This window comes from Micromonospora sp. WMMD714 (assembly GCF_029581315.1).
Classification (GTDB): Bacteria; Actinomycetota; Actinomycetes; order Mycobacteriales; family Micromonosporaceae; genus Micromonospora; species Micromonospora rifamycinica.
In genome coordinates this window covers 7,011,391-7,031,925 of the sequence record NZ_CP120744.1, presented here as the reverse complement: position 1 = coordinate 7,031,925, position 20,535 = coordinate 7,011,391, and the positions used below count along the sequence as shown (strand labels likewise).

Genomic DNA, 20,535 nt, shown 5'->3' with positions numbered 1-20,535 from the left:
CATGAGACGTCGACTTCTGCTCGCCGGAGCGCTCGCCACCGTCCTCGCCGCCGGCACCGCCTGCGGCGGCGGCTCGGACGACACCGCCGCCGGTGAGACGGAGAAGCTGACGATCTACACCGCCCGCGACAAGAAGGTCTCCACCTTCGTCGTGGACAAGTTCACCGCCAAGTACCCCGAGTACAAGGGGAAGGTGGAGATCCTCAACCTGGGCGCCCAGGAGATCCTGGAGCGGGTCCGGGCCGAGAAGGCCAACCCGCAGGCCGACGTCTGGTGGGGCGGCACCCAGCAGGGGCTGGCCGCCGGTGCCGGCGAGGACCTGCTCACCGCCTGGCAGCCCGCGTTCGCCGGCAAGATGGACGCCAAGTACAAGGACGCCGAGGGCCGCTGGTTCGGAGAGATCCTGCTGCCCGAGGTCATCATGTACAACAACAAGGCGCTCACCCCGGAGCAGGCCCCGAAGGACTGGGACGACCTGCTGAAGCCGGAGTGGAAGGACAAGATCGTCATCCGGGACGTGGCCGCCTCGGGCACCATGCGGTCGATCTACGCCGCGATGATCATGCGGCAGTCGCCGGACGGCAGCAACCCGCAGCCCGGCTACGACTGGCTCAAGAAGCTCGACGCCAACACCGGCGCGTACGCGGCCAACCCGGCCGACCTCTACCTCAAGCTCTCCCGCCAGCAGGGCACCCTGAGCGCCTGGAACCTCCAGGACATCCTGCTCCAGGCCAACCAGTCCAACATGCCGTTCGGCTACGTGATGCCGGCCTCCGGCGCCCCGGTGCTGGTCGACGGGCTGGCCGCGGTCAAGGGCGGCAACAGCACCGGCGCGCAGAAGTTCATCGAGTTCCTCTTCGACGACACGCTCCGCGCCGACCTGGCCAAGGACTACTACCAGATCCCGGCCGTGGAGATCGCCCAGCAGCCGGAGTGGCTGGCCCAGCTCAACCTCAAGCCGCTCGACGTCAACTGGGACATCATCGGCAAGAACGAGACCGAGTGGATCAACCACTGGAACAGCCAGATCAAGAACAAGGGCTGACGGCGCGGGTGCCGGGGGCGCGACGCGCGTCCCCGGCACCGCCGCCCGCCCACGCCGCGGCGGCCCGACCGCGACCCGCCCCGGTCCCTGCGGCGACGGTCCGACGGCGTCCCGCGACCCGTACCCCGTGCCCCACCGGTCCGTCCCCGTACCACCGCCCGCCCGGCCAGGCCGGTACCGCATGAAGGAGAGGACATCATGATCGATGTCACGCTGGAGTCGGTGAGCAAGCGCTTCGCGCGTGCCGGCGACACCGCTGCCGTCGACGACGTCGACATCAGCATCGCTGCCGGGGAGTTCTTCACCCTGCTCGGCCCGAGCGGCTGCGGCAAGACCACCACCCTGCGGATGGTGGCCGGGTTCTACTTCCCCACCTCGGGGCGGATCCGGTTCGGCGCGGAGGACGTCACCCACCGGCCGCCGAACAAGCGCGACACCGGCATGGTGTTCCAGAACTACGCCCTCTTCCCGCACATGTCCGTCGCGCAGAACGTCGCGTACGGGCTGAAGATCCGCAAGGTGGGGCGGGCCGAGTCCGCCCGGCGGATCGAGGAGGCCCTCGGCCAGGTGCACCTCGCCGGCTACGGCGACCGCCGGATCGACCAGCTCTCCGGCGGCCAGCAGCAGCGGGTGGCGCTGGCCCGCGCCCTGGTCATCCGGCCGCGGACCCTGCTGCTCGACGAGCCGCTGTCCAACCTCGACGCCAAGCTGCGCGAGGAGACCCGGGTGGAGATCCGGCGGATCCAGCAGGAGGCCGGCACCACCGCCATCTACGTCACCCACGACCAGGCCGAGGCGATGGCGATGTCCGACCGGATCGCCGTCATGGAGTCCGGCCGGGTCCGGCAGATCGGCGCCCCGCAGGAGATCTACCACCGGCCGGCGACCGCCTTCGTGGCCCGGTTCATCGGCCGCAGCAACGTGCTCGACCTGCCGGTGGTCGCCGCCACCGCCGAGACGGTCACGGTGGGGCTGCCCGACGGCAGCGAGACCGCCGTCACCGCCCCCGCCGACCACGGCCTGCGCGCCGGGGACACCGCCCTGGTCTCGGTACGCCCCGAGCACCTCGGCCTCACCTCGGTCACCGAGCCCGGCGCGCTCACCGGCCGGGTGACCGAGCTGGAGTTCACCGGGATGGCCACCAACCTGGTCGTCGAGGTGGCCGGCGAGCCGGTGCAGGTCGCCGCCATCGACGTGCCGACCGGGATCACCATCGGCGACCAGGTAGGGCTGCGGCTGAACCGGGAACGGATGTGGGTGGTGCGCCCGTGAGCGCGAGGAGTGAGCCGGTGTTGCGAGCCCCGCAGTCGCGAACCGAGGTGACACTGGTGAGCGCGAGGAGTGAGGCGGTGTTGCGAGCCCCGCAGTCGCGAACCGAGGTGACGCCGTGAGCACCATTCCTGCTACGCCGAGCCCGGCCACCGTGCCGCCGGTCACCCAGGACCCCGCCCCGCCGAAGGCCGACCGGCCCCGGCGCGGCCTCAACGCCAACTCGCCCTGGTTCCCGTACCTGCTGGTCTTTCCGCTGGCGCTGATCCTGTTCGGCTACGTGGTGCAGCCGATGTTCGCCACCTTCGCCGAGAGCGTCGGGGTGGACGGGGTGGCCAACTACACCGAGTTCGTCACCGGCACCGGGGTGGCCCGGTCGGCGCTGCTCACCTCGCTGATGATCTCGGCGGCCAGCGTGCTGCTCTGCGGGATCGTCGGGGTGGCGATGGCGTTCCTGCTCAAGCGCTTCTCGTTCCCCGGGCGGCGGCTGATCGAGGCGATCATCCTGGTGCCGGCGGCGCTGCCGCCGCTGATCGGGGCGATCTCGTTCCAGCTGCTCTACAGCGAGACCGGCATCCTGCCGCGCGGGCTGCAACAGCTGCTGGGCACCGAGAACCCGGTGCTGCCGTTCACTGGTATCGCCGGGGTGCTGGTGGTGCACACCTTCACCATGTACCCGTTCTTCTACCTCGCCGCGTCCGCCGCCCTGGTCGGGATGGACCCGTCGGTGGAGGAGGCGGCCTACAACCTGGGCGCGAGCCGGGTCCGGGTGTGGCGCACCGTGCTGCTGCCGATGCTCACCCCGGCGCTGGTCTCGGCGTCGCTGCTGGTCTTCATGACGTCGCTGGCGTCGTACACCGCGCCGTTGCTGTTCGGGGTGGACCGGACGATGACCATGCAGATCTACATCAACCGCACCAACGGCGACCTGCCGATGGCCTCGACCTACGCGTCGGTGCTGGCGGTGTCCTCGGTGCTGTTCCTGCTCGGCATGCGCTGGTACGAGGGGCGGCGCAGCTACCGCTCCCAGTCCAAGGGTGTCGCCTCACACCGCCGGGAGATCACCAACCCGTTCGGCAAGTGGTTGGCCCTGGTCGCGTCGGTGCTGGCCACCATGGTGCTGCTCGCCCCGGTGGCGACGATCGCCCTGGTGGCCTTCTCCCGGGACGGCTCGTGGACCACCGAGGTGATCCCGGCGGAGTACACGATGCAGAACTTCGTCACGATCTTCTCGGACCCGGGGGCGTACCGTCCGATCCTCAACTCGTTGCAGATGAGCCTGCTCGCCACGGTCGGCTGCGTGGTGGTCGGCGTGCTGATCGCGTACGCGGTGCGCCGGCTGGACTTCCGCGGCCGGGGGCTGCTCGACGTGGCGGTCATGCTGGCCTGGGCGCTGCCCGGCACGGTGGTGGCGATCAACCTGATCTCGGCGTTCAGCACCGGCAACGCGTTCAGCTTCGGCCAGGTGCTGATCGGCACCTTCTGGATCATGCCGCTGGCGTACTTCGTGCGGTTCCTGCCGCTGGTGTTCCGGTCGAGTTCGGCGACGCTGGCCCAGATCGACCCGTCGCTGGAGGAGGCGGCCCGTAACCTCGGCGCCCCCTGGTGGCGGGCGTTCGGCACGGTCACCCTGCGGCTGATGCTGCCCGGTGTGCTGGCCGGCGCGCTGCTCGCGTTCGTCAACGGGGTGGGCGAGTTCGTCGCCTCGGTGCTGATCTACACCTCGGAGACGGCACCCATCTCGGTCGAGATCAACAACCGGATGTACTCGTTCGAGGTCGGCACCGCCGCCGCGTACGGCATGCTCCAGGTGGTGTTGATCTTCATGGTGATGGTGTTCTCCGGTCGTCTGCAGAACGGCGGCCGGGCCACCCGGGAGGCGGCGAAGTGGACGGCGTGACCTGGCCGACCGGGGGCGGGCTGCTGCCCGCCACCCGGATCCCCGGCGGCGAGCTGGCCGCCGTCGCGGCGGCGGCCGACTACGCGGTGCTGCCCGTCGGCGCCGTCGAGTGGCACGGCCCGCACCTGCCGCTCGGCACCGACCTGATCCTCGCCGAGGGCTTCGCCGCCGAAGCCGGCGGTGCAGGTGGCCTGGCCGCCGAGGCCGGTGGCGCAGGTGGTTCGGCCGCGGAGGCCGGCGGCGCGTCCGTTCCGGCCGCCGAGGCCGGCGGCGCGTCCGTTCCGGCCGCCGAGGCCGGTGGCGGGTCCGGCGCGGTCGGGCCGCGGGGGGTGCTCTTTCCGGCGGTGCCGTACGCGGCCTGCCCGGGGCAGACCCGGCCCTGGCCGGGGACGGTGTCGATCCGGCCGGAGATCGCCGTCGGCTACCTCGCCGACGTGATCGAGGGGATCGTCGCCGCCGGTTTCCCCCGGCTGCTGATCGTCAACGGCCACGACGCCAACATGTCCACCGTGCGGGCCGCGATGGAGTGGGTCTCCGGCCGGCGTACCGCCAGCCTGCTGCTGGTCAACTGGTTCCAGCTGGTCACCCCGGCGGAGACCACCGAGCTGTACGGGCCGCTGACCGCCCGGGGGCACGGGGGCGCGTACGAGACCTCCGGGGTGCTCGGGTTCGACCCCGGCGCGGTCCGGCTCGACGCGGTGACCGACCTGCCGCCGAAGCCGAAGCTGCCGGTCGGCCACCCGTACGTGCTGGTCGAGTCCCGGCCCGACCCGTGGCAGGGCTGGTCCGGGCACATCTCGCTGGCCTCCGATGCGGCCGGTCGGCAGGTCCGCGCCACGGCCGGCGCGCGACTGCGGGAGATCGTCGCCGCCTGGGTGGCCGCCCCGCCGCCCGCCCCACCCACCGCCGACCCGCTACCCGACACGTCGGCCGACGTGTCGGACGGGGGAGGAGCGTGAGCGTGGACCGGGGACTCGACATCGTCGACTTCCACCTGCACTTCCGGATCGGCACCGACGAGACCATCCACGCCTGCGAGGACGCCGCCGGGATGCACCCGGGCGGGGAGCACGAGCGGGCCGTCCGGGCCGCCGGCTCCGCCCCGTACGCGAAGGCGTGGCGGCAGGCGTGGAGCTTCCCCGACCCCGAACCACCCGCCGCCCGCTGGCAGGACGAGGCGGACCGGTGGGCCGACGAGCTGCGTGCGGTACGGGTACGCCGGGCCGTCTTCGTCACCGGCGGCGGCAACGACACCGTCGCGGACGTGGTCGACCGGCACCCGGACCTGCTGCTCGGCTTCGCCCACCACGACCCGTACTCGCCGGGGGCCGCCGCCGAGCTGGAACGTGCGGTGACCGAACGGGGCCTGCGCGGGTTGAAGCTGTTCGCCCCGCTGCTGCGCGGCCCGCTGGACCACGCCGACCTGGACCCGCTCTGGGCCACCGCGCAGCGCCTCGGCGTGCCGGTGCTGATCCACATCGGCCACTACGGCAGCGCCGGGGGCCTCTCCTTCGGCCGGTACGGCGGCCCCGACGAGCTGGCCCGGATGGCCCGCCGCTTCCCCGAGCTGACCGTGGTGGTGCCGCACTTCGGCGTCCAGCACGTGCAGGACCTCCTCTTCGCCGCCTGGGGCTGCCCCAACATCCACGTCGACACCTCCGGCTCCAACCAGTGGGTGCGCTGGATGCCGTACAAGCTGACGTTGGAGGACCTGTTCCGCCGCTGCTACGAGACGATCGGCCCGCAGCGCATCGTGTACGGCAGCGACTCGTCGTGGTTCCCGCGCGGCTACGTCACCCGCTACCTCGACGACCAGCTGCGGGTCTGCCGCGAGCTGGGGATGCCCGACGACCACCTCCGCGCGATCTTCGCCGGTAACGCCGAACGGCTGCTGGGCCTGACCGACCGACCAGCCGAGAACCCGGGAACCGGCCCCCGTGCCGCGTCCCGGCCCGGAAGGAAGTAAGGAACCGCCATGAGCGAGCTGACAACCTACCAGCGGCACCACCTGGCCCCGACCTACGACCACCACGTCGGGCACCTCTACCCGGCGATGGTGCGCGCCAGCCAGGCGCACGTGGTGATGCTGACCGAGCAGGGGCTCATCCCGGCCGAGCGGGGGGCCCGGCTGCTGCGCGGGCTGGCCGCGCTGCGCGCCGACGGCAGCCCCCCGCCGGCGTTCGACGGCAGCTTCGAGGACACCTACTACCTGCTGGAGAAGACCCTCGCGCAGGCGTGCGGGCTGCCCGCGTCCGAGCTGGACGTGCAGATGGCGCGCAGCCGCAACGACCTGGACGCCGGGGTGTTCCGGATGCTCCTGCGCGACCAGCTTCTCGACGTGCTGGAGAGGGTGCTGACCACCGGAACGACCGCGCTGGACGTCGCCGACCGGTACGCCGACGTGGTGATCACCGGGTACACCCACCGCCGGCCGGCCCAGCCCACCACCATCGGGCACGCCCTGGCCGGCTACGCCGAGGCGCTGGCCGGTGAGGCCGCCGCGTACGCCGACGTGATCGACCAGCTCAACGTCTCCCCGCTGGGGTCCTGCGCGTTCGCCGGCACCGACCTGGACATCGCCCCGGCCCGGGTGGCCGAGCTGCTCGGCTTCGACGGCCTGGTGACCAACTCGTACGAGGCGGTCGCCGGAGCCGACCACCTGGTCCGGGTGGGCACCCTCAACGCGCAGGCCCTGGCCACCGGCGCCCGGCTGGCCCGCACCCTGATGGACTGGCTGACCTGGCAGTGGGTGGCCACCCCCGGCGACTTCACCCAGGGCAGCAGCATCATGCCGCAGAAGCGCAACCCGGTGGTGCTGGAACACCTGGTGTCGATGGCCGGCGCGAGCGCCGCCGACGCCGCCTCGGTGCTCAACAACGTCGGGGCCGCCTGGTGGGAGGACTCCAACAACGCCACCACCGACGTGCAGGTCCGGCTCTGGGACAGCAACGACCGGGCGGACCGGTTCTTCGCCCTGGTCGGCGGCTTCCTCGCCGAGTTGGAACCGCTGCACCCGCCCACCCGGGAGGAGATCGTCGCGTCCGGGGCCACGACCACCGCCGCGGCCGACGCGCTGACCCGGCACGGGGTGCCGTTCCGGGCCGCCCACTCGGTGGTCGGCCGGCTGGTCCGGGCCGGTGCGCCGGACACCTGGACCGCCGACGGGGTCCGGGCCGCCGCCGAGGGACTCACCGACCGGTTGACCGACGACGCCGTCGCCGACCTGATCGCCGCCGCCGTCCACCCCGACCTGGTGCTGGACCGGGCGCAGGTGGACGGGCCGGGAGCCGCCGCCGTCCGCGCCCAGGTCGCCACCCTGCGGGTCGCGTTCACCGGCGTCGCCGACCGCCTCGCCGCGACCCGCGACCGGCTGGCCCGCGCCGACGCGGCGCTGGACACGGTCGCCGCCGAGGTGGCCGGCCGGTGAGCGCGTCGAGGAGACGACCCGGTGCCGGTCCGGCCGCCGGGCCGGGGGCAACCGCGTCGTGGACGCGACCGGCGGGCACGGCGGTGACGGGGCGGTGGAGCAGGTGAGCGTACGGCTGGCCGGTGTCGCCGCCGGCACCCGCACCGACGGGCTGCTGCTCGGCATCGACTTCGGTGGCACCAAGATGGCGGTCGGGGTGGCCGACGGGAGCGGCCGGTTGCTGGCCCACCGGCGGATCGCCACGCACGCCGAGCGGGGTGCCCCGCAGGCGTTGGACCGGGCTCTGGCGCTCGCCGCCGAACTGGTCGCCGGGGCCGGTGGGCCGCTCGTGGCGGCCGGCGTCGCCTCGCCCGGCGTGGTGCGTCCGGACGGCATCGACCTGGCCCCCAACGTGCCCGGCTGGGAGCGGTTGCGGCTGGCCGACGCGGTGTCCGACGCCCTCGGGGTGGCCCGGGTGGCGGTGGACAACGACCTGAACGCCGCCGCCCTGGCCGAGCTGCGGCTCGGCGCGCTGCGCGACGCCGACCCCGGCCTGGTGGTGGGGATCGGCACCGGCGTGGCGGCGGCGGTCACCGTCGGCGGCCGGGTCCTCGCCGGGCACCGGGGGGCGGCCGGCGAGATCGGGTACGCGGTGGCCGGCGGCCCCTGGCCGGGCACCATGCTGGAGCTGGACTTCTCCGGCCGGGCGCTGGACCGGTTGGCCGACGAGCTGGGGGTGGCCGGGCAGGCGGCCGGGCTGGCCGCCGCCGCCGAACTGCCCGGTGCGGCCCGTGACGCGCTCACCGCCCGGGTCGACGAACTGGCCCGGCACCTGGTCACCTGCTGCCTGCTGCTGGATCCGCAGCGGGTGGTGCTGGTCGGCGGGGTGGCCGGCAGCACGCTGATCCGGGGGCTGCTGGTCGACCGGCTGGCCGAGGTGCTGCCGCACCGTCCCGACGTGGTGCTGTCCCGGTTCGCCGACGACGCGGCGCTGCTCGGCGCAGTCACCCTGGCCCGGGAAGCGGTGCCGGCAGCCCGCTGACCGCCCCACCCGGGCCTCCGGGCCGGGTGGGGCGGACCGGTCCGGCCGGGTGGGGCGGGCCGGTCCGGCCGGGTGGGGCGGGCCGGTCGGGCCGGGTGGGGCGGGCCGGTCCGGCCGGGTGGGGCGGGCCGGTCGGGCCGGGTGGGGCGGGCCGGTCGGGCCGCGTGGGGCGGGCCGGTCGGGCCGCGTGGGGCGGGCCGGTCGGGCCGCGTGTCCGACCCGCGAAAGGGGGGCGGGCCGGACACGCGATGCAGGTCGGACACGCGGTGCGGGCCGGACAGGCGGTGCGGGCCGGACAGGCGGTGCGGGCCGGACAGGCGGTGCGGGGCGGGTCAGAAGGTGGGTGGGGTGGGGCTGGTCGGGGTGAGCACCCCACCGGCCGGGGTCCGGATGGCGTGGGCCGCCGCCCCGGCCCGGGCATGGATGGCGTGGGCCGCCGCTGCGTTGCGGACCACCTTGGCGGTGTCGTGGCTGACCAGGGTCCGGTTCTGCTTCACGGTCCGGCCGTCGATGAGCACGGTGTCGATGTTGGCGGGGGTGGCCGAGCGGACCAGGGCGGTTTCATGGGGTCGGGTGGTGGAGTTGCCCATGATCAGATTGCGATTCTGAACACTCGCCCCGGCGTGTCGTCCCAATTTCAGCAATCTGATCATGAGGCCCGCCTAGGACCCGAGGCCCGCCCGAGGGCTGTGCCCCACTGAGGGCTGTGCCCCGCCTGGGCTTGTGCCCCGCCTGGGCTTGTGCCCGCCTAGGACCCGAGGCACGCCTGAGGGCTGTGCCCCGCCCGAGGCCCTAGGCATGCCTGGGGCGCTAACGCCGGCCAGCCCACCAGTCCGGGTGCAGGGCTGGTGGGCTGGCGGTGTCGGTCAGGGGCGGGTGAAGACCAGGGCGACGTTGTGGCCGCCGAAGCCGAAGGAGTTGTTCAGCGCGGCGGGCACGTCCAGGTGGCGGACCTTGTTCGCGGCCACGTCCATGTCCAGACCGTCGTCCGGGTCGTCCAGGTTGATCGTCGGCGGGATGACGCCGTCGCGGATGGTCAGGATGGTGGCGATCGACTCCAGCGCGCCGGCCGCGCCGAGCAGGTGCCCGGTCATCGACTTGGTGGCGGTCAGCACCGGATGGTCGCCGAGCGCCCGGTGCAGCGCCTTGATCTCGGCGAGGTCGCCCACCGGGGTGGAGGTGGCGTGCGCGTTGACGTGCACGATGTCCGCCTTCGCCACGTCCGCGTCGGCGATCGCCTTGGCGATGGCCCGGATCGCGCCGGCCCCCTCCGGGTGCGGCTGGACGATGTCGTACCCGTCCGAGGTGATGCCCGCACCGGCGAGCCGGGCGTACACGTGGGCGCCGCGGGCGGCGGCGTGGTCTGCCCGCTCCAGCACCAGGATGCCGGCGCCCTCACCGAGGACGAAGCCGTCCCGGCCCTTGTCCCAGGGGCGGGAGGCCAGCTCGGGCTCGTCGTTGCGGGTCGACATGGCCCGCATGGAGCTGAAACCGGCGATCGGCAGCGGGTGGATCACCGCCTCGGTGCCGCCGGCCACCACCACGTCGGCCCGGCCGGCGCGGATCATGTCCAGGCCGAGCGCGATCGCCTCCGCACCCGTCGCACAGGCGCTCGCCACCGAGTGCACCCCGGCCTGCGCGCCCAGCTCCAACCCCACCCAGGCGGCGGGGCCGTTGGGCATCAGCATCGGAATGGTGTGCGGGGAGACCCGGCGCGGGCCGGACGCCTCCAGGATGTCGTCCTGGGCGAGCAGGGTGAGGGCACCGCCGATGCCGGAGCCGACGCTGGCGCCCAGCCGCTCCGGGTCCAGCCCGGAGTCGGCGAGCCCGGAGTCCGCCCAGGCCTGCTGCGCCGCGATCAGCGCGATCGCCTCGGAGCGGTCCAGCCGGCGTAGCTTGACCCGGTCCAGCACCTCGGACGGGTCCACCGCGAGCTGGGCGGCGATCCGGACCGGGAGCTGGCCGGCCCACTCCTGGGTGAGCGGACCCACCCCGGAGCGGCCGGCGAGCATGGCGTCCCAGGTCGACGCGACGTCCCCGCCCAGCGGGGTGGTCGCGCCGAGCCCGGTGACGACGACGTCGACGTGACTCATCTCAGGACTGCGCCTCGATGAAGCTGACGGCGTCCCCGACGGTCTTCAGGTTCTGTACCTCGTTGTCCGGGATCTTGACGCCGAACTTCTCCTCGGCGGCGACCACGACCTCCACCATGGAGAGCGAGTCGACATCGAGGTCGTCGGTGAAGGACTTCCCCTCGGCCACGTCGTCCGGGTTCACCCCGGCGACCTCTTCGAGGATCTCGGCGAGGCCGGAGGTGATCTCGTCACGGGTCATTGCGGTGGGTTCCTCTCATCGGGTTTGTTCTCCGCCGGATGGCGGTGCGCCGCGGTCGCCGACCGGGGCGGGTCTTCAGGGGCAGCGGACGACCTGGCCGGCGTAGGTCAGCCCGCCGCCGAAGCCGAACAGCAGCACCGGGGCGCCCGAGGGCACCTCCCGCCGCTCGACCAGCTTGGACAGGGCCAGCGGCACGCTCGCCGCCGAGGTGTTGCCGGACTCGACGATGTCCTTGGCGATGATCGCCTGGGGGATGTTCAGCCGCTTGGCGATGCCGTCGATGATCCGCGAGTTGGCCTGGTGCGGCACGAACGCGGCGAGCTCCGACGGGTCGACGCCGGCCCGCTCGCAGGCCTGGAGGGCCAGCGGGGCCAGCGCGGTGGTGGCCCAGCGGAACACCGACTGACCCTCCTGCGCGATGTACGGCCGCCAGCCCTCGATGCGTACCGCGTCGCTCTTGTCCGGTGCGGAACCCCACACCACCGGTCCGATCCCGGCCGGCTCGTCGTCGGCGGTGGCGGTGACCACCGCCGCGCCCGCGCCGTCGGCGAAGATGATGCAGGTGGAACGGTCGGTCCAGTCGGTGAAGTCGGAGAGCTTCTCGGCGCCGATGACCAGCGCGTTGCGCGACGCGCCGGCCCGGATGGCGTGGTCGACGGTGCCCAGGGCGTAGGCGAAGCCGGAGCACGCGGTGTTCAGGTCGAACGCCCCGGGCGCGGTGATGCCCAGCTTGGCGGCGACCCGGCAGGCGACGTTGGGGCTGCGGTCGATCGAGGTGCAGGTGGCGACCACCACCAGGTCGATGTCGGCGGCGGTGAGGCCCGAGTTGGCCAGGGCCTTGTCCGCCGCGGCGGTGGCCATGTCGGCCACCGACTCGCCGTCGGCGATCCGCCGGCTGGCGATGCCGACACGGTCCCTGATCCACTCGTCGTTGGTGTCGACGAACTGGGCGATGTCGTCGTTGGTCACCACCCGGGACGGCTGGTAGTGCCCGAGGGCGACGATCCGACTGCCGCTCATGCGTGGCCTCCGATACGGGCGATGGGTCGGCCCGGCGCGACCGGGTCGTCGTGGTGGGCGAGCCATTCGGTGAGCGGGCCGCTGTCGTGCGCGGTCACCTCGACCGGCCCCTGCCGGGTGGCCACCTGCCCGAGCACCTGACCGGTGCTCAGCCGGGCGCCCTCGACGAGGCCCTCGGCCGGGGTGAACGAGCCGACGGCGGGGGCGACGACCACGCGGGACGGTGCCGGTGCCGGCCGGGTGGCGGGCGGGCCGCTGTGCCGGGCGATCAGGTCGCGGGCGGCGGGCAGGTCACGGGGGGTGTTCAGGGTGACGATCTCCGGCACACCGGTGGCCTTGAGTTCCCGCTTGGCCAGCCCGGCGAGGGTGCCGGCCGGGGGGAGTTCGAGCAGGCCGGTGACGCCCAGCTCGGCCAGCGTGTGCATGCACAGGTCCCACCGCACCGGTGCGGTGACCTGTCGGACCAGCCGGTGGACGAATTCCCTGCCCCGCGAGACGACCGCGCCGTCGAGGTCGGACAGGAGCAGCCGGGCCGGGGCCGACGGGGTGATCCCGGCGGCGACGGCGGCCAGGGCCTGCTCGGCGGTCGCCATGTACGGGGTGTGGAACGCCCCGGCGACCTTGAGCCGGACGACCTTCGCCTTGGCCGGGGGCTCGGCGGCGAGCTTGTCCAGGGCGTCGAGCGCCCCGGCGGCGACCACCTGGCCGGCGCCGTTGCGGTTGGCCGGGTGCAGGCCGTGCGTGGCCAGGGCGGCGAGCACCTCGTCCGGGTCGCCGCCGAGCACGGCGACCATCCCGGTCGGCTCCAGGGCACAGGCGTCGGCCATCGCTCGGCCGCGTACCCCGGCGAGGGTGATCACCGTCTCGGCGGAGAGCACCCCGGCCAGCGCGGCGGCGGCCAGCTCCCCGACGCTGTGCCCGGCGACCAGGTCGACGTCGTGCAGGGGGAGCTGTTCGGCGGCCAGCAGGGCCGAGGCCACCAGCAGCGGCTGGGTGCGGGCGGTGTCCCGGATCTCGTCGGCGTCCGCCTCGGTGCCGAGCCGTACCAGGTCCACCCCGGCCGACGCCGACCACCAGCGCAGCCGTGACTCGGCACCGCGCAGGTCGAGCCAGGGCGTCAGGAAGCCGGGCTTCTGGGAACCCTGGCCGGGAGAGAGGACGGCGAGCACGTCTATGACTCTCCCCGATACCCCGGGGTAGCGCTGTGCGGCCTGACACCAAACCACACTAGAAGTCTTGGAGGTTTCCTACAAAAATCGGCGGGGATCGTCTCCTATCGGGCTTGTCCATCGGTCACCCGGCGTCATCGTGGGGCCGGGCCGGTCACGCCGGCCGGGACGATCGGGTCGAGCCGGCCCACCGTGAGTGCCACCTGGAGCGCGAACGCGTCCCGGGGCGTCAGCGGGGAGAAGCCGGTCACTTCGGCGATTCGTCGCAGACGGTAACGGACCGTGTTCGGATGCACGAACAGCGCCCGGGCCGCGCTCTCCAGCGTCCCGCCGGCGGCGAAGAAGGCGTCCAGCGTCTCCAGCAGCTCCCCGCCGGCGCGCAGCAGGGTGGCGTACACGTCGTGCCGCAGCCGGCGGCGGGCCTCGGCGTCCCCGGCCAGCGCCCGCTCGGGCAGCAGGTCGGCCGCCGGCACCGGGCGGGGTGCGGTGGGCCAGGCCGGGGCCGCCCGGTATCCGGCCAGCGCGGCCCGCGCCGAGTCCGTCGCCTCGTCCAGACTGGGTACGGCCGGACCGACCACCACCGGCCCCTCACCGAACGCGGGAAGCAGCTTCTCGGTGGCGGTCACCGGATCGGTCGCGCCCCCGAGCACGATGACCAGCCGGTCGCCGTGCACGCCCCCGATCACCTCCACCCCGATCCGGCGGGCGTGCCGGTAGACGGTGTGCAGCACGGCGGCCACCTCCCCGCCGGGGGACCGGCCCACCGCGACCGCCACCGGTGGCGCGTCCGCCCAGCCCAGCGCAGCGGCCCGGCTGGCCAGCACGTCGGGGGAGTCGCCGCGGAGCAGGGCGTCGACCAGCAGCGCCTGCAACCGGGCGTCCCAGGAGCCGCGGGACTCGGCGGCGCGGGCGTAGACCCGGGCGGCGGCGAAGGCGATCTCCCGGGAGAAGCGCAGCACCGCCTCGCGGAGCTGCTGCTCCTCGCCGGGTGCGGCCAGGTGGGAAACCTGCTCCTCGACCACGTCGATGGTCACCTTGATCAACGCCACCGTCTGCTGGAGGCTGATCGACCGGGCCAGGGCCAGCGGCGCGGCGTCGAACACCTCGTCGGACACCTCCTGGGTGCTGTCCGTGGTGCCGCCGCCGGAGCCCAGCCACTCGACCAGGGACCGGGCGCCGGCCTGTGCCACCAGCATCACCCAGGAGCGCTGGTCGGCCGGCAGCTCACGGAACCAGGGCAGGCTCTCGTCCATCCGGGCCACGCTGGCGGTGGCCAGCGCCCCCGCCGCCCGTTCGATCCGGCGCAGGGTGGCCGTCAGTTCCATCCCACCCGGTTCGTTCACCGCACCAGCCTGACACGCCCTGAGCAGGGCCTCGACGCCGGCTCCGGTGCACCGGTCACGAACCGGCCCGGGGCACCGGGTCGCGCGGGCGACGAGCTGCGCTCCGGGCCGGTCGGGCCGGCCCGGAGCGCGGGGCCGCCCACCGCGCGACGAGCGGGGGCGGCCGGGGCGCGGGGTCAGGCCGTGACGGTGAGGTGGACGACCCAGCGCACCTGCGGGGAGGGGCACGGCGTGGGCGCGTGCCGGCAGACGTTGTCGGTGATGGTGGCGACGTCGACCCGCCCCGGGGCGGTCGCCAGGTAGCTGGCGACGAGCGGCTGGCCGGTCGGGTACCCGCCGGTCACCTCGCGGGCCACGACCACCCCGGCGGGGGTGACGGTGGGCGGCAGGTAGTTGCTGGCCAGGCTCACCACCAGGGTGTCACCGACGCGCAGGGTGAGCTCCCGCTGGTTGTCGGGGGCGGTGACCACGACGGTCTGTCCGGTGCCGGTCGGTGGCAACTCGATGACCGAGACGTGCAGCGTCCACAGGACGGCGGGCAGGGCGCACGGCGGGGTGGCGTACCGGCAGGCGTGGTCGGTCCGGGTGGTCAGGTCGGCGGTGCCCGGGGTCACCGCGCGGAACGTCGCCGCCAGGGGCTGCCCGGTCGGGTAGCCGCCGCTGCTCGAGAGGGGGGAGAGCACGCCGCCGGTGACCGTGGGCGGCAGGTAGTCGGCGGCGAGGGCCACGCCCAGCGTCTGCCCGACGAACAGGGTGACGGTGCGCTGGTTGTCGGCCTCCTGCACGGTGACGTCCGCGCCGCTCGGCGGGCTGACGGTGGTCGGTGGGGCGGCGTCGTTGGTGCAGCTCGGCGTCGGCGTCGAGGTGGGGCCGGCGAGCTGGACCCCGAAGGTGGTCGACGCGCCCGGGGCGAGCACCCCGTTGTACGACGCGTTGGTCGCGGTCGCGGTGCCGCCGGTCGCGGCGATCGAGGCGTTCCAGGACGACACGATCCGCTGGCCGTCGGCGAGCGGCCAGCTGACCGTCCACCGGTGGGCGGTCGCCGACGCGGTGTTGACGACGGTGAAGGTGGTGATCTGGCCGCCGTTGGCCCCGCTGCCCCACTGGGAGTCGACCCGGACCGTGGCGGTGCACCCGCCGACCGTGGTGGCCGTGGCGGGTGCGCCCCCGGCGACAGTGGTCATGCCGAGGGCCACGACGGTGGTGGCGGCGACGATGCCGCACGCCGTCAGGACGGACCTCCTGGAAGCGATCATGTCCATTCCTCCGATCCGGCGGATCTCCGGCCGGGCGGCGTCGGACGACAGGTGCCGGCCTGGTTGCGTTCCGCACCGCACCCTACGACCGGCCGAAAGGGCGGTCAATAGATTTACGTCAATGTTGACGGAGATCGGACCGCGGTGCCGGGACGGGCAGGGCCAACTCCTGGGCGAGGATCGCCGCCTGCACCCGGCTGCGCAGCGCCAGCTTGGCCAGAATCCGGCTGACATGGGTCTTGGCGGTGCTCTCCGCCACCGCCAACCGGTCCGCGATCTGCTGGTTGGACAGGCCGACGCCCAGACAGGCCAGCACGTCGCGCTCCCGGGGCGTCAACGCGGCCACCGCCTCCCGCTCCGCGTCGCCGACGCCCGGCGCGGTCGCCGCGAAGGCCGAGATCAGCCGCCGGGTCAGGGTCGGGGCGATCACCCCCTCGCCCCGGGCCACCGCGCGCACCGCCGCCACCAGCCCGGCCGCGTCGGTGTCCTTGAGCAGGAAGCCGGCCGCCCCCGCCCGCAGCGCGCCGAAGACGTACTCGTCGAGGTCGAAGGTGGTCAGCACCAGCACCTCGGCGGTACCGGCGGCGACGATCTCCCGGGTCGCGGAGACCCCGTCCAGCCGGGGCATCCGGACGTCCAGCACCGCCACGTCGGGGAGCAGCTCCCGGCAGAGCCGGACCGCCGCCACCCCGTCGGCCGCCTCACCCACCACCTCGATCTCCGGCGCCCCGGCCAGGATCAGCGCCAGCCCGGCCCGCACCGCGTCCTGGTCGTCGGCCAGCACCACCCGCACCGGGGCGGTCACGCCGACGCCCCGGTGGGCAGCGCCGCCCGGACCCGCCAGCACCCGTCCCGGAGACCGCCGGTGAACTCCCCGTCGAGCAGGGTGGCCCGCTCCCGCATCCCGATCAGCCCCGCGCCGCCGCCCGGCAGCCCCGCACCGGCCGTCCCCCCCGCACCGGGCCGGTCGGACCGCACCGGATTCTCCACCGTCACCACCACCTCCGTCGGCCGGTACGCCACGGTCAGCTCCGCCGTGCCCCGGCCGTGGCGCAGCGCGTTGGTCAACGACTCCTGCACGATCCGGTACGCCGCCAGGTCGACCCCGACCGGCAGCGGCCGGGGTCGGCCCTCGACCGTCGTCCGGACCCGCAGACCGGCCGCGGCCATCCGGGCCAGCAGCTGGTCCAGCTCGGCCAGGCGGACCCGGGTGGCCTCCTGCACCGGATCGGCGGACGGCTCCCGCAGCAGCCCGACGAGCTGCCGCATCTCCGTCATCCCCTGCACGCTGCTCTCCCGGATCACCCGTAGCGCCGCCTCGACCCGGGGCCGGTCCAGCCCGGGTGCGGCGAGCACGGCGGTGGCGTGCAGGGCCACCGCGCTGAGGTGGTTCGCCACCACGTCGTGCAGCTCACGGGCCATCCGGGCGCGCTCGGCCAGCACCGCCTGCCGCCGGTCCAGCTCGACCAGCCGGGCGGTCTGCTCGGCGCGGGTCCGCTCGGCCGCCGCCTGGTCGCGGTACTGCCGCACGCTGACCCCGGTGACCACCGGCAGCACCCCGAGCAGGGCGAACGGCACCCCGAACCCGGCACCCCGCCAGCCCCAGACCAGCAGGCCGAGGGCGGTGCTGCCGACGGTCAGCCCGACGGTGACCCGCAGCAGCCAGCGCCGCACCCGGGACGGGCCGTACACGCAGGTGTCGTACAACACCTGGGTGTAGATCACGGTGCTGCCCACCGAGACGCCGAGTGCGGCGTCGGCCAGCACCGCCACGGTGCCCACCGCCAGACCGGTGCGGGTCGCCACCCGGCGCAGCCCGACGGCCACGCTCACCGCCAGCAGCGGCAGCAGGAAGCACGCCCTCGGCACGTCCGGCGCCCAGGGGAACTGGGGTTGCAGGCCGACGCCGTAGACCGCCAGGCCGCCGCCGAGGGACGCTCCGGCCAGCGCCAGGTCGCGCCCGGGCCGACCGGAGCCGGCCCAGCCCGGCATCCGCATGGTCCCGATCCCATCACACCCCGGGGCCGGTCCCCTCCGACCTGGGCAGGACACCGCCCGCCCGGCCGTCCGTCGAAGGAGGTACGCCGGCCGGCGGTCCGTCGAACGATGGACCCGTAACTCGTCCCCGCCGGTGAGGTGGGGGCCGGCCCGCCCCGGCACGCTGGAGAGCACGAGGGGGAGGTTGGACATGCTGCTGGCGGTCATCATCGGCTGCGAGGTCGGGTTCTGGGTGCTGCTGGTCGCCGGGCTGGTCGCCCGGTACCCGCTGCGCCGGCCCCGGGTGGGCGCGGCGCTGCTGGTCTGCGTCCCGCTGGTCGACCTGGTGCTGCTGGTCGCGGCGGCGGTGGACCTGCGGCGAGGGGCCACCGCGGACGCCACCCACGGGCTGGCCGCCATCTACCTCGGCTTCTCGGTGGCGTTCGGGCACTCCCTGATCCGCTGGGCGGACCAGCGCTTCGCCCACCGGTTCGCGGGCGGGCCGCCGCCGGTGAAGCCGCCCCGCTACGGCTGGGCGCGGGCCCGGCACGAGTGGCGGGAGTGGGGGAAGGCGCTGCTCGGCTGGGCCGTCGCGTGCGCCCTGCTGGCCACCGCGATCGTCGTCGTCGGCGACGCCGAGCGCACCCGGGAGCTGGCGAACTGGATCCGCAACCTCACCGTCGGGCTGCTGATCTGGCTGGTCGCGTTCCCGGTCTGGGAGACGATCTTCCCGCGCCGACCGAAGTCCTGACACCGGGGTACGCGCTGCACGGCGTGTCGGTGCCGGCCAGTACGGTGGCACTGCCGCGCCGGGATGTCGTCCCGGCGCGCGACGCGAGTGTGAGGAGACCGGGATGGCGCACGGGGAGGCCGAACAGGGCTGCGCCCAGGGCGAGCCCTGCCGGCCGGGCCACCACGACCAGCCGGGGGCGGCGCGACCGCACCGCCGGCTGGCGACGGAGCAGGTCTGTCGGGCGGCTGAGCGGGCCGACGACGAGCTGGCGCTGCCCCGCCAGCGCAGCAGCGAGCCGGCCGACGGGCCGGTGTCCCGACCGGCGGCGGTGGAACCCGGTCCGGTGGGTCAGCCCGACGCACCGACCCGGGCCTGCCGCAGTGACCTGGCCGGGTGGGCCGGTGCCCACCGGCACGGGCCGGTGCGTCCGGTGCGGCGTCCGCAGCGCCTCCAGCGCCCACCGCAGCGCTGGTGCTGACCGGCCCGCCCCGGCGCTGGTGCTGACCGGCCGCTGCCGCGCCGGCTGACGGATCAGCGGGTGCGGCGGCGGACCAGCAGGGCGATACCGGCCAGGCCGAGGGTGATCACCAGCATCACCCCGACGTTGAGCAGCAGCAGCCGCTGGAGTTCGGCGAGCGCGTCGTCGATGTCCCGGCCCGGGTTCAGGGCGTCCTCCGGGAGCACCCGTTCGCCGCCGCCGACGCCACCGGTCACCGTGTCGAGTCGGCGTTCCAACGGCACCCCGGCGGCCCGCAGCGTCTCGGACATGTTGAGCCGCCCGAGGAACCACCCGGCGGTGGTCTTGCGCTGGTCGGGCTGCTTGGCCGGGCGGTAGGCCCGGGGGCCGCCCTTGGCCAGCGGATAGAGGTCGTACGTCTGCTTGGGAACGTCCCCGGCGAGCACGACGACCGTGTACTTCGGACCGAGGTCCGCCGGCTTGGGCCCCTTGGCCTCACCGGTGCGGCCGAACCAGCTGACCTGGTCGATGACCGCGACCACCTGGGTCGGCGCGGTGTCCGCCCGCAGCCGCAACGGTGCGCTCAGCCCGACGCCGGTGATGTCCACCCCGGCGGGCGGCGTCTTCGGCGCGGCCCGGTGCGCGTCGGCCGCCTGTGCCGCCGGACCGGTGGTCAGGACCACCGTCACCACCATGGCGACCACTGCGAGCAGCCGCCTCACCTTCTCGGCCATCGCCGCCTCCTCGCCCCGTTCGATGGATGGCTGTGCTGCGGGTCACGTGCGGATCGGTCGACGACGGTGGTCGACCGGGCAGCGCCGGCCCCACCTCATAGACTCCATGGAACATCGCGCGGATGCAGCTCTGGGAACAATAAGTGGAACTATCTGCGATCCCCGAACGACCACAAGACAGCCACGTGATCAGTGGGCGGATCTTACCTTTGCGGAGGGCTTCATGGGGGGCAGGGTCGCACGGCTGGTACGGGCGGTGCCAGTGCTCGTCGGCGTGGTGCTCGCGGTCGCGCTGTCGTCCGCGTCGCCGGCGTACGCGCACAACTCGCTGACCGGCAGCAATCCGGCAAATGGTGCCCGGATCGCCACCGCGCCGACCACGGTGGAGCTGCGCTTCCTGGCCAAGCTCGACCCGGCCAGGACGAAGATCACAGTGACCGGACCGGACAACATCCCGGCCGCCGGTGGTGCGCCGGCCTTCTCCGGCAGCCGGGTCAGCGTGCCGTTCACCCCCGGGGCGGCGGGCCTCTACATCGTCGAGTACCGACTGCCCTCCAGCGACGGGCACCCGGTCAAGGGCGAGGTGCGGTTCACCCTCACCACCGGCACCGCCGCCGTGCCCCCGTCCCCGTCGGCCACCCCGTCGGCCAGTGCCGCCCCGACGCCGAGCAGCAGCCCGGCACCCGCCGCGTCGTCGGCGGACCCGGTCCCTGCCGCCGGCACCGACGACGCCGGCCGGGGCTGGCTCTGGGCGGCCGGCGGCCTGGCGCTGCTCGCCGCGCTCGTCACCGGGCTGTTCCTGCGCCGCCGTTCCGCCCGTCCCTGACCGGCGGGCCGGGGCGGCGGTGCG

The 20,535-nt window shown here is 74.2% G+C and carries 20 protein-coding genes; 10 read left to right on the top strand and 10 right to left on the bottom strand.

Going from position 1 to position 20,535, the window contains the following annotated elements; translation table 11 throughout:
- Position 1 precedes the first annotated feature (1 nt).
- From O7625_RS29895 to O7625_RS29865, 7 genes are all read left to right on the top strand, one after another.
- On the top strand, positions 2 to 1,045 hold the full coding sequence (locus tag O7625_RS29895; protein ID WP_067314426.1) for an extracellular solute-binding protein: 1,044 nt from the start codon (positions 2 to 4) through the stop codon (positions 1,043 to 1,045).
- A 198-nt stretch (positions 1,046 to 1,243) separates the two neighbouring features.
- Positions 1,244 to 2,317 (top strand): ABC transporter ATP-binding protein, encoded by a 1,074-nt coding sequence (locus O7625_RS29890; RefSeq protein WP_282343298.1) that lies wholly within the window; start codon positions 1,244 to 1,246, stop codon positions 2,315 to 2,317.
- A 115-nt stretch (positions 2,318 to 2,432) separates the two neighbouring features.
- Entirely contained in the window at positions 2,433 to 4,214 is a 1,782-nt protein-coding gene (locus O7625_RS29885) for an iron ABC transporter permease (RefSeq protein WP_282343296.1), read from the top strand.
- The gene (locus O7625_RS29880; protein ID WP_282343294.1) at positions 4,211 to 5,173 is read left to right on the top strand and encodes a creatininase family protein; all 963 of its coding nucleotides are present in this window, start codon (positions 4,211 to 4,213) and stop codon (positions 5,171 to 5,173) included. The genes O7625_RS29885 and O7625_RS29880 overlap by 4 nt, the downstream gene beginning before the upstream one ends.
- 2 nt (positions 5,174 to 5,175) lie before the next feature.
- On the top strand, positions 5,176 to 6,180 hold the full coding sequence (locus O7625_RS29875) for an amidohydrolase family protein (RefSeq protein WP_282343293.1): 1,005 nt from the start codon (positions 5,176 to 5,178) through the stop codon (positions 6,178 to 6,180).
- Positions 6,181 to 6,189: 9 nt separating this feature from the next.
- Positions 6,190 to 7,641 (top strand): lyase family protein, encoded by a 1,452-nt coding sequence (locus O7625_RS29870; protein WP_282343291.1) that lies wholly within the window; start codon positions 6,190 to 6,192, stop codon positions 7,639 to 7,641.
- A 58-nt stretch (positions 7,642 to 7,699) separates the two neighbouring features.
- The gene (locus O7625_RS29865; protein WP_282343290.1) at positions 7,700 to 8,662 is read left to right on the top strand and encodes an ROK family protein; all 963 of its coding nucleotides are present in this window, start codon (positions 7,700 to 7,702) and stop codon (positions 8,660 to 8,662) included.
- 332 nt (positions 8,663 to 8,994) lie between these two features.
- Here the strand turns inward: O7625_RS29865 and O7625_RS29860 are convergent, their stop codons facing one another.
- From O7625_RS29860 to O7625_RS29820, 9 genes are all read right to left on the bottom strand, one after another.
- Entirely contained in the window at positions 8,995 to 9,252 is a 258-nt protein-coding gene (locus O7625_RS29860; protein ID WP_282343289.1) for a hypothetical protein, read from the bottom strand.
- A 276-nt stretch (positions 9,253 to 9,528) separates the two neighbouring features.
- On the bottom strand, positions 9,529 to 10,755 hold the full coding sequence (fabF, locus tag O7625_RS29855; protein WP_282343287.1) for a beta-ketoacyl-ACP synthase II: 1,227 nt from the start codon (positions 10,753 to 10,755) through the stop codon (positions 9,529 to 9,531).
- Between the two features lies 1 nt (position 10,756).
- Complete coding sequence (locus O7625_RS29850) at positions 10,757 to 10,996, bottom strand: acyl carrier protein (protein WP_067313076.1); 240 nt, start codon at positions 10,994 to 10,996, stop codon at positions 10,757 to 10,759.
- Positions 10,997 to 11,071: 75 nt separating this feature from the next.
- Positions 11,072 to 12,016, bottom strand: coding sequence for a beta-ketoacyl-ACP synthase III (locus tag O7625_RS29845; protein WP_067313078.1), 945 nt, complete (start codon positions 12,014 to 12,016; stop codon positions 11,072 to 11,074).
- Positions 12,013 to 13,185: an acyltransferase domain-containing protein gene (locus tag O7625_RS29840; RefSeq protein WP_282343284.1), complete on the bottom strand. Its 1,173-nt coding sequence runs from the start codon at positions 13,183 to 13,185 to the stop codon at positions 12,013 to 12,015. Before O7625_RS29840 ends, O7625_RS29845 begins: the two co-directional genes overlap by 4 nt.
- 134 nt (positions 13,186 to 13,319) lie before the next feature.
- Positions 13,320 to 14,510: a helix-turn-helix domain-containing protein gene (locus O7625_RS29835; RefSeq protein ID WP_282347141.1), complete on the bottom strand. Its 1,191-nt coding sequence runs from the start codon at positions 14,508 to 14,510 to the stop codon at positions 13,320 to 13,322.
- Between the two features lie 194 nt (positions 14,511 to 14,704).
- Positions 14,705 to 15,784: a cellulose binding domain-containing protein gene (locus O7625_RS29830; RefSeq protein WP_282343283.1), complete on the bottom strand. Its 1,080-nt coding sequence runs from the start codon at positions 15,782 to 15,784 to the stop codon at positions 14,705 to 14,707.
- Positions 15,785 to 15,902: 118 nt separating this feature from the next.
- The gene (locus O7625_RS29825; RefSeq protein WP_067313111.1) at positions 15,903 to 16,589 is read right to left on the bottom strand and encodes a response regulator transcription factor; all 687 of its coding nucleotides are present in this window, start codon (positions 16,587 to 16,589) and stop codon (positions 15,903 to 15,905) included.
- On the bottom strand, positions 16,586 to 17,782 hold the full coding sequence (locus tag O7625_RS29820; RefSeq protein ID WP_282343281.1) for a histidine kinase: 1,197 nt from the start codon (positions 17,780 to 17,782) through the stop codon (positions 16,586 to 16,588). Before O7625_RS29820 ends, O7625_RS29825 begins: the two co-directional genes overlap by 4 nt.
- 190 nt (positions 17,783 to 17,972) lie before the next feature.
- Between O7625_RS29820 and O7625_RS29815 the strand changes: the two genes are divergently transcribed.
- Positions 17,973 to 18,512, top strand: a complete 540-nt coding sequence (locus O7625_RS29815) for a hypothetical protein (protein ID WP_282343279.1) — start codon at positions 17,973 to 17,975, stop codon at positions 18,510 to 18,512.
- A gap of 103 nt (positions 18,513 to 18,615) precedes the next feature.
- The gene (locus O7625_RS29810) at positions 18,616 to 18,972 is read left to right on the top strand and encodes a hypothetical protein (protein ID WP_282343277.1); all 357 of its coding nucleotides are present in this window, start codon (positions 18,616 to 18,618) and stop codon (positions 18,970 to 18,972) included.
- A gap of 53 nt (positions 18,973 to 19,025) precedes the next feature.
- On the opposite strand, the gene O7625_RS29805 is transcribed toward O7625_RS29810, so the two are convergent.
- Positions 19,026 to 19,685 (bottom strand): hypothetical protein, encoded by a 660-nt coding sequence (locus O7625_RS29805; protein ID WP_282343275.1) that lies wholly within the window; start codon positions 19,683 to 19,685, stop codon positions 19,026 to 19,028.
- Between the two features lie 223 nt (positions 19,686 to 19,908).
- Between O7625_RS29805 and O7625_RS29800 the strand changes: the two genes are divergently transcribed.
- On the top strand, positions 19,909 to 20,511 hold the full coding sequence (locus O7625_RS29800; protein ID WP_282343273.1) for a copper resistance CopC family protein: 603 nt from the start codon (positions 19,909 to 19,911) through the stop codon (positions 20,509 to 20,511).
- Positions 20,512 to 20,535 lie beyond the last annotated feature (24 nt).

Coding starts and splice junctions, on each gene's coding strand:
- O7625_RS29895 (WP_067314426.1), top strand. CDS start 2: ATGAGACGTCGACTTCTGCTCGCCGGAGCGCTCGCCACCGTCCTCGCC.
- O7625_RS29890 (WP_282343298.1), top strand. CDS start 1,244: ATGATCGATGTCACGCTGGAGTCGGTGAGCAAGCGCTTCGCGCGTGCC.
- O7625_RS29870 (WP_282343291.1), top strand. CDS start 6,190: ATGAGCGAGCTGACAACCTACCAGCGGCACCACCTGGCCCCGACCTAC.
- O7625_RS29860 (WP_282343289.1), bottom strand. CDS start 9,252: ATGGGCAACTCCACCACCCGACCCCATGAAACCGCCCTGGTCCGCTCG.
- fabF (WP_282343287.1), bottom strand. CDS start 10,755: ATGAGTCACGTCGACGTCGTCGTCACCGGGCTCGGCGCGACCACCCCG.
- O7625_RS29850 (WP_067313076.1), bottom strand. CDS start 10,996: ATGACCCGTGACGAGATCACCTCCGGCCTCGCCGAGATCCTCGAAGAG.
- O7625_RS29845 (WP_067313078.1), bottom strand. CDS start 12,016: ATGAGCGGCAGTCGGATCGTCGCCCTCGGGCACTACCAGCCGTCCCGG.
- O7625_RS29835 (WP_282347141.1), bottom strand. CDS start 14,510: ATGGAACTGACGGCCACCCTGCGCCGGATCGAACGGGCGGCGGGGGCG.
- O7625_RS29830 (WP_282343283.1), bottom strand. CDS start 15,784: ATGATCGCTTCCAGGAGGTCCGTCCTGACGGCGTGCGGCATCGTCGCC.
- O7625_RS29820 (WP_282343281.1), bottom strand. CDS start 17,782: ATGCGGATGCCGGGCTGGGCCGGCTCCGGTCGGCCCGGGCGCGACCTG.
- O7625_RS29815 (WP_282343279.1), top strand. CDS start 17,973: ATGCTGCTGGCGGTCATCATCGGCTGCGAGGTCGGGTTCTGGGTGCTG.
- O7625_RS29810 (WP_282343277.1), top strand. CDS start 18,616: ATGGCGCACGGGGAGGCCGAACAGGGCTGCGCCCAGGGCGAGCCCTGC.
- O7625_RS29805 (WP_282343275.1), bottom strand. CDS start 19,685: ATGGCCGAGAAGGTGAGGCGGCTGCTCGCAGTGGTCGCCATGGTGGTG.
- O7625_RS29800 (WP_282343273.1), top strand. CDS start 19,909: ATGGGGGGCAGGGTCGCACGGCTGGTACGGGCGGTGCCAGTGCTCGTC.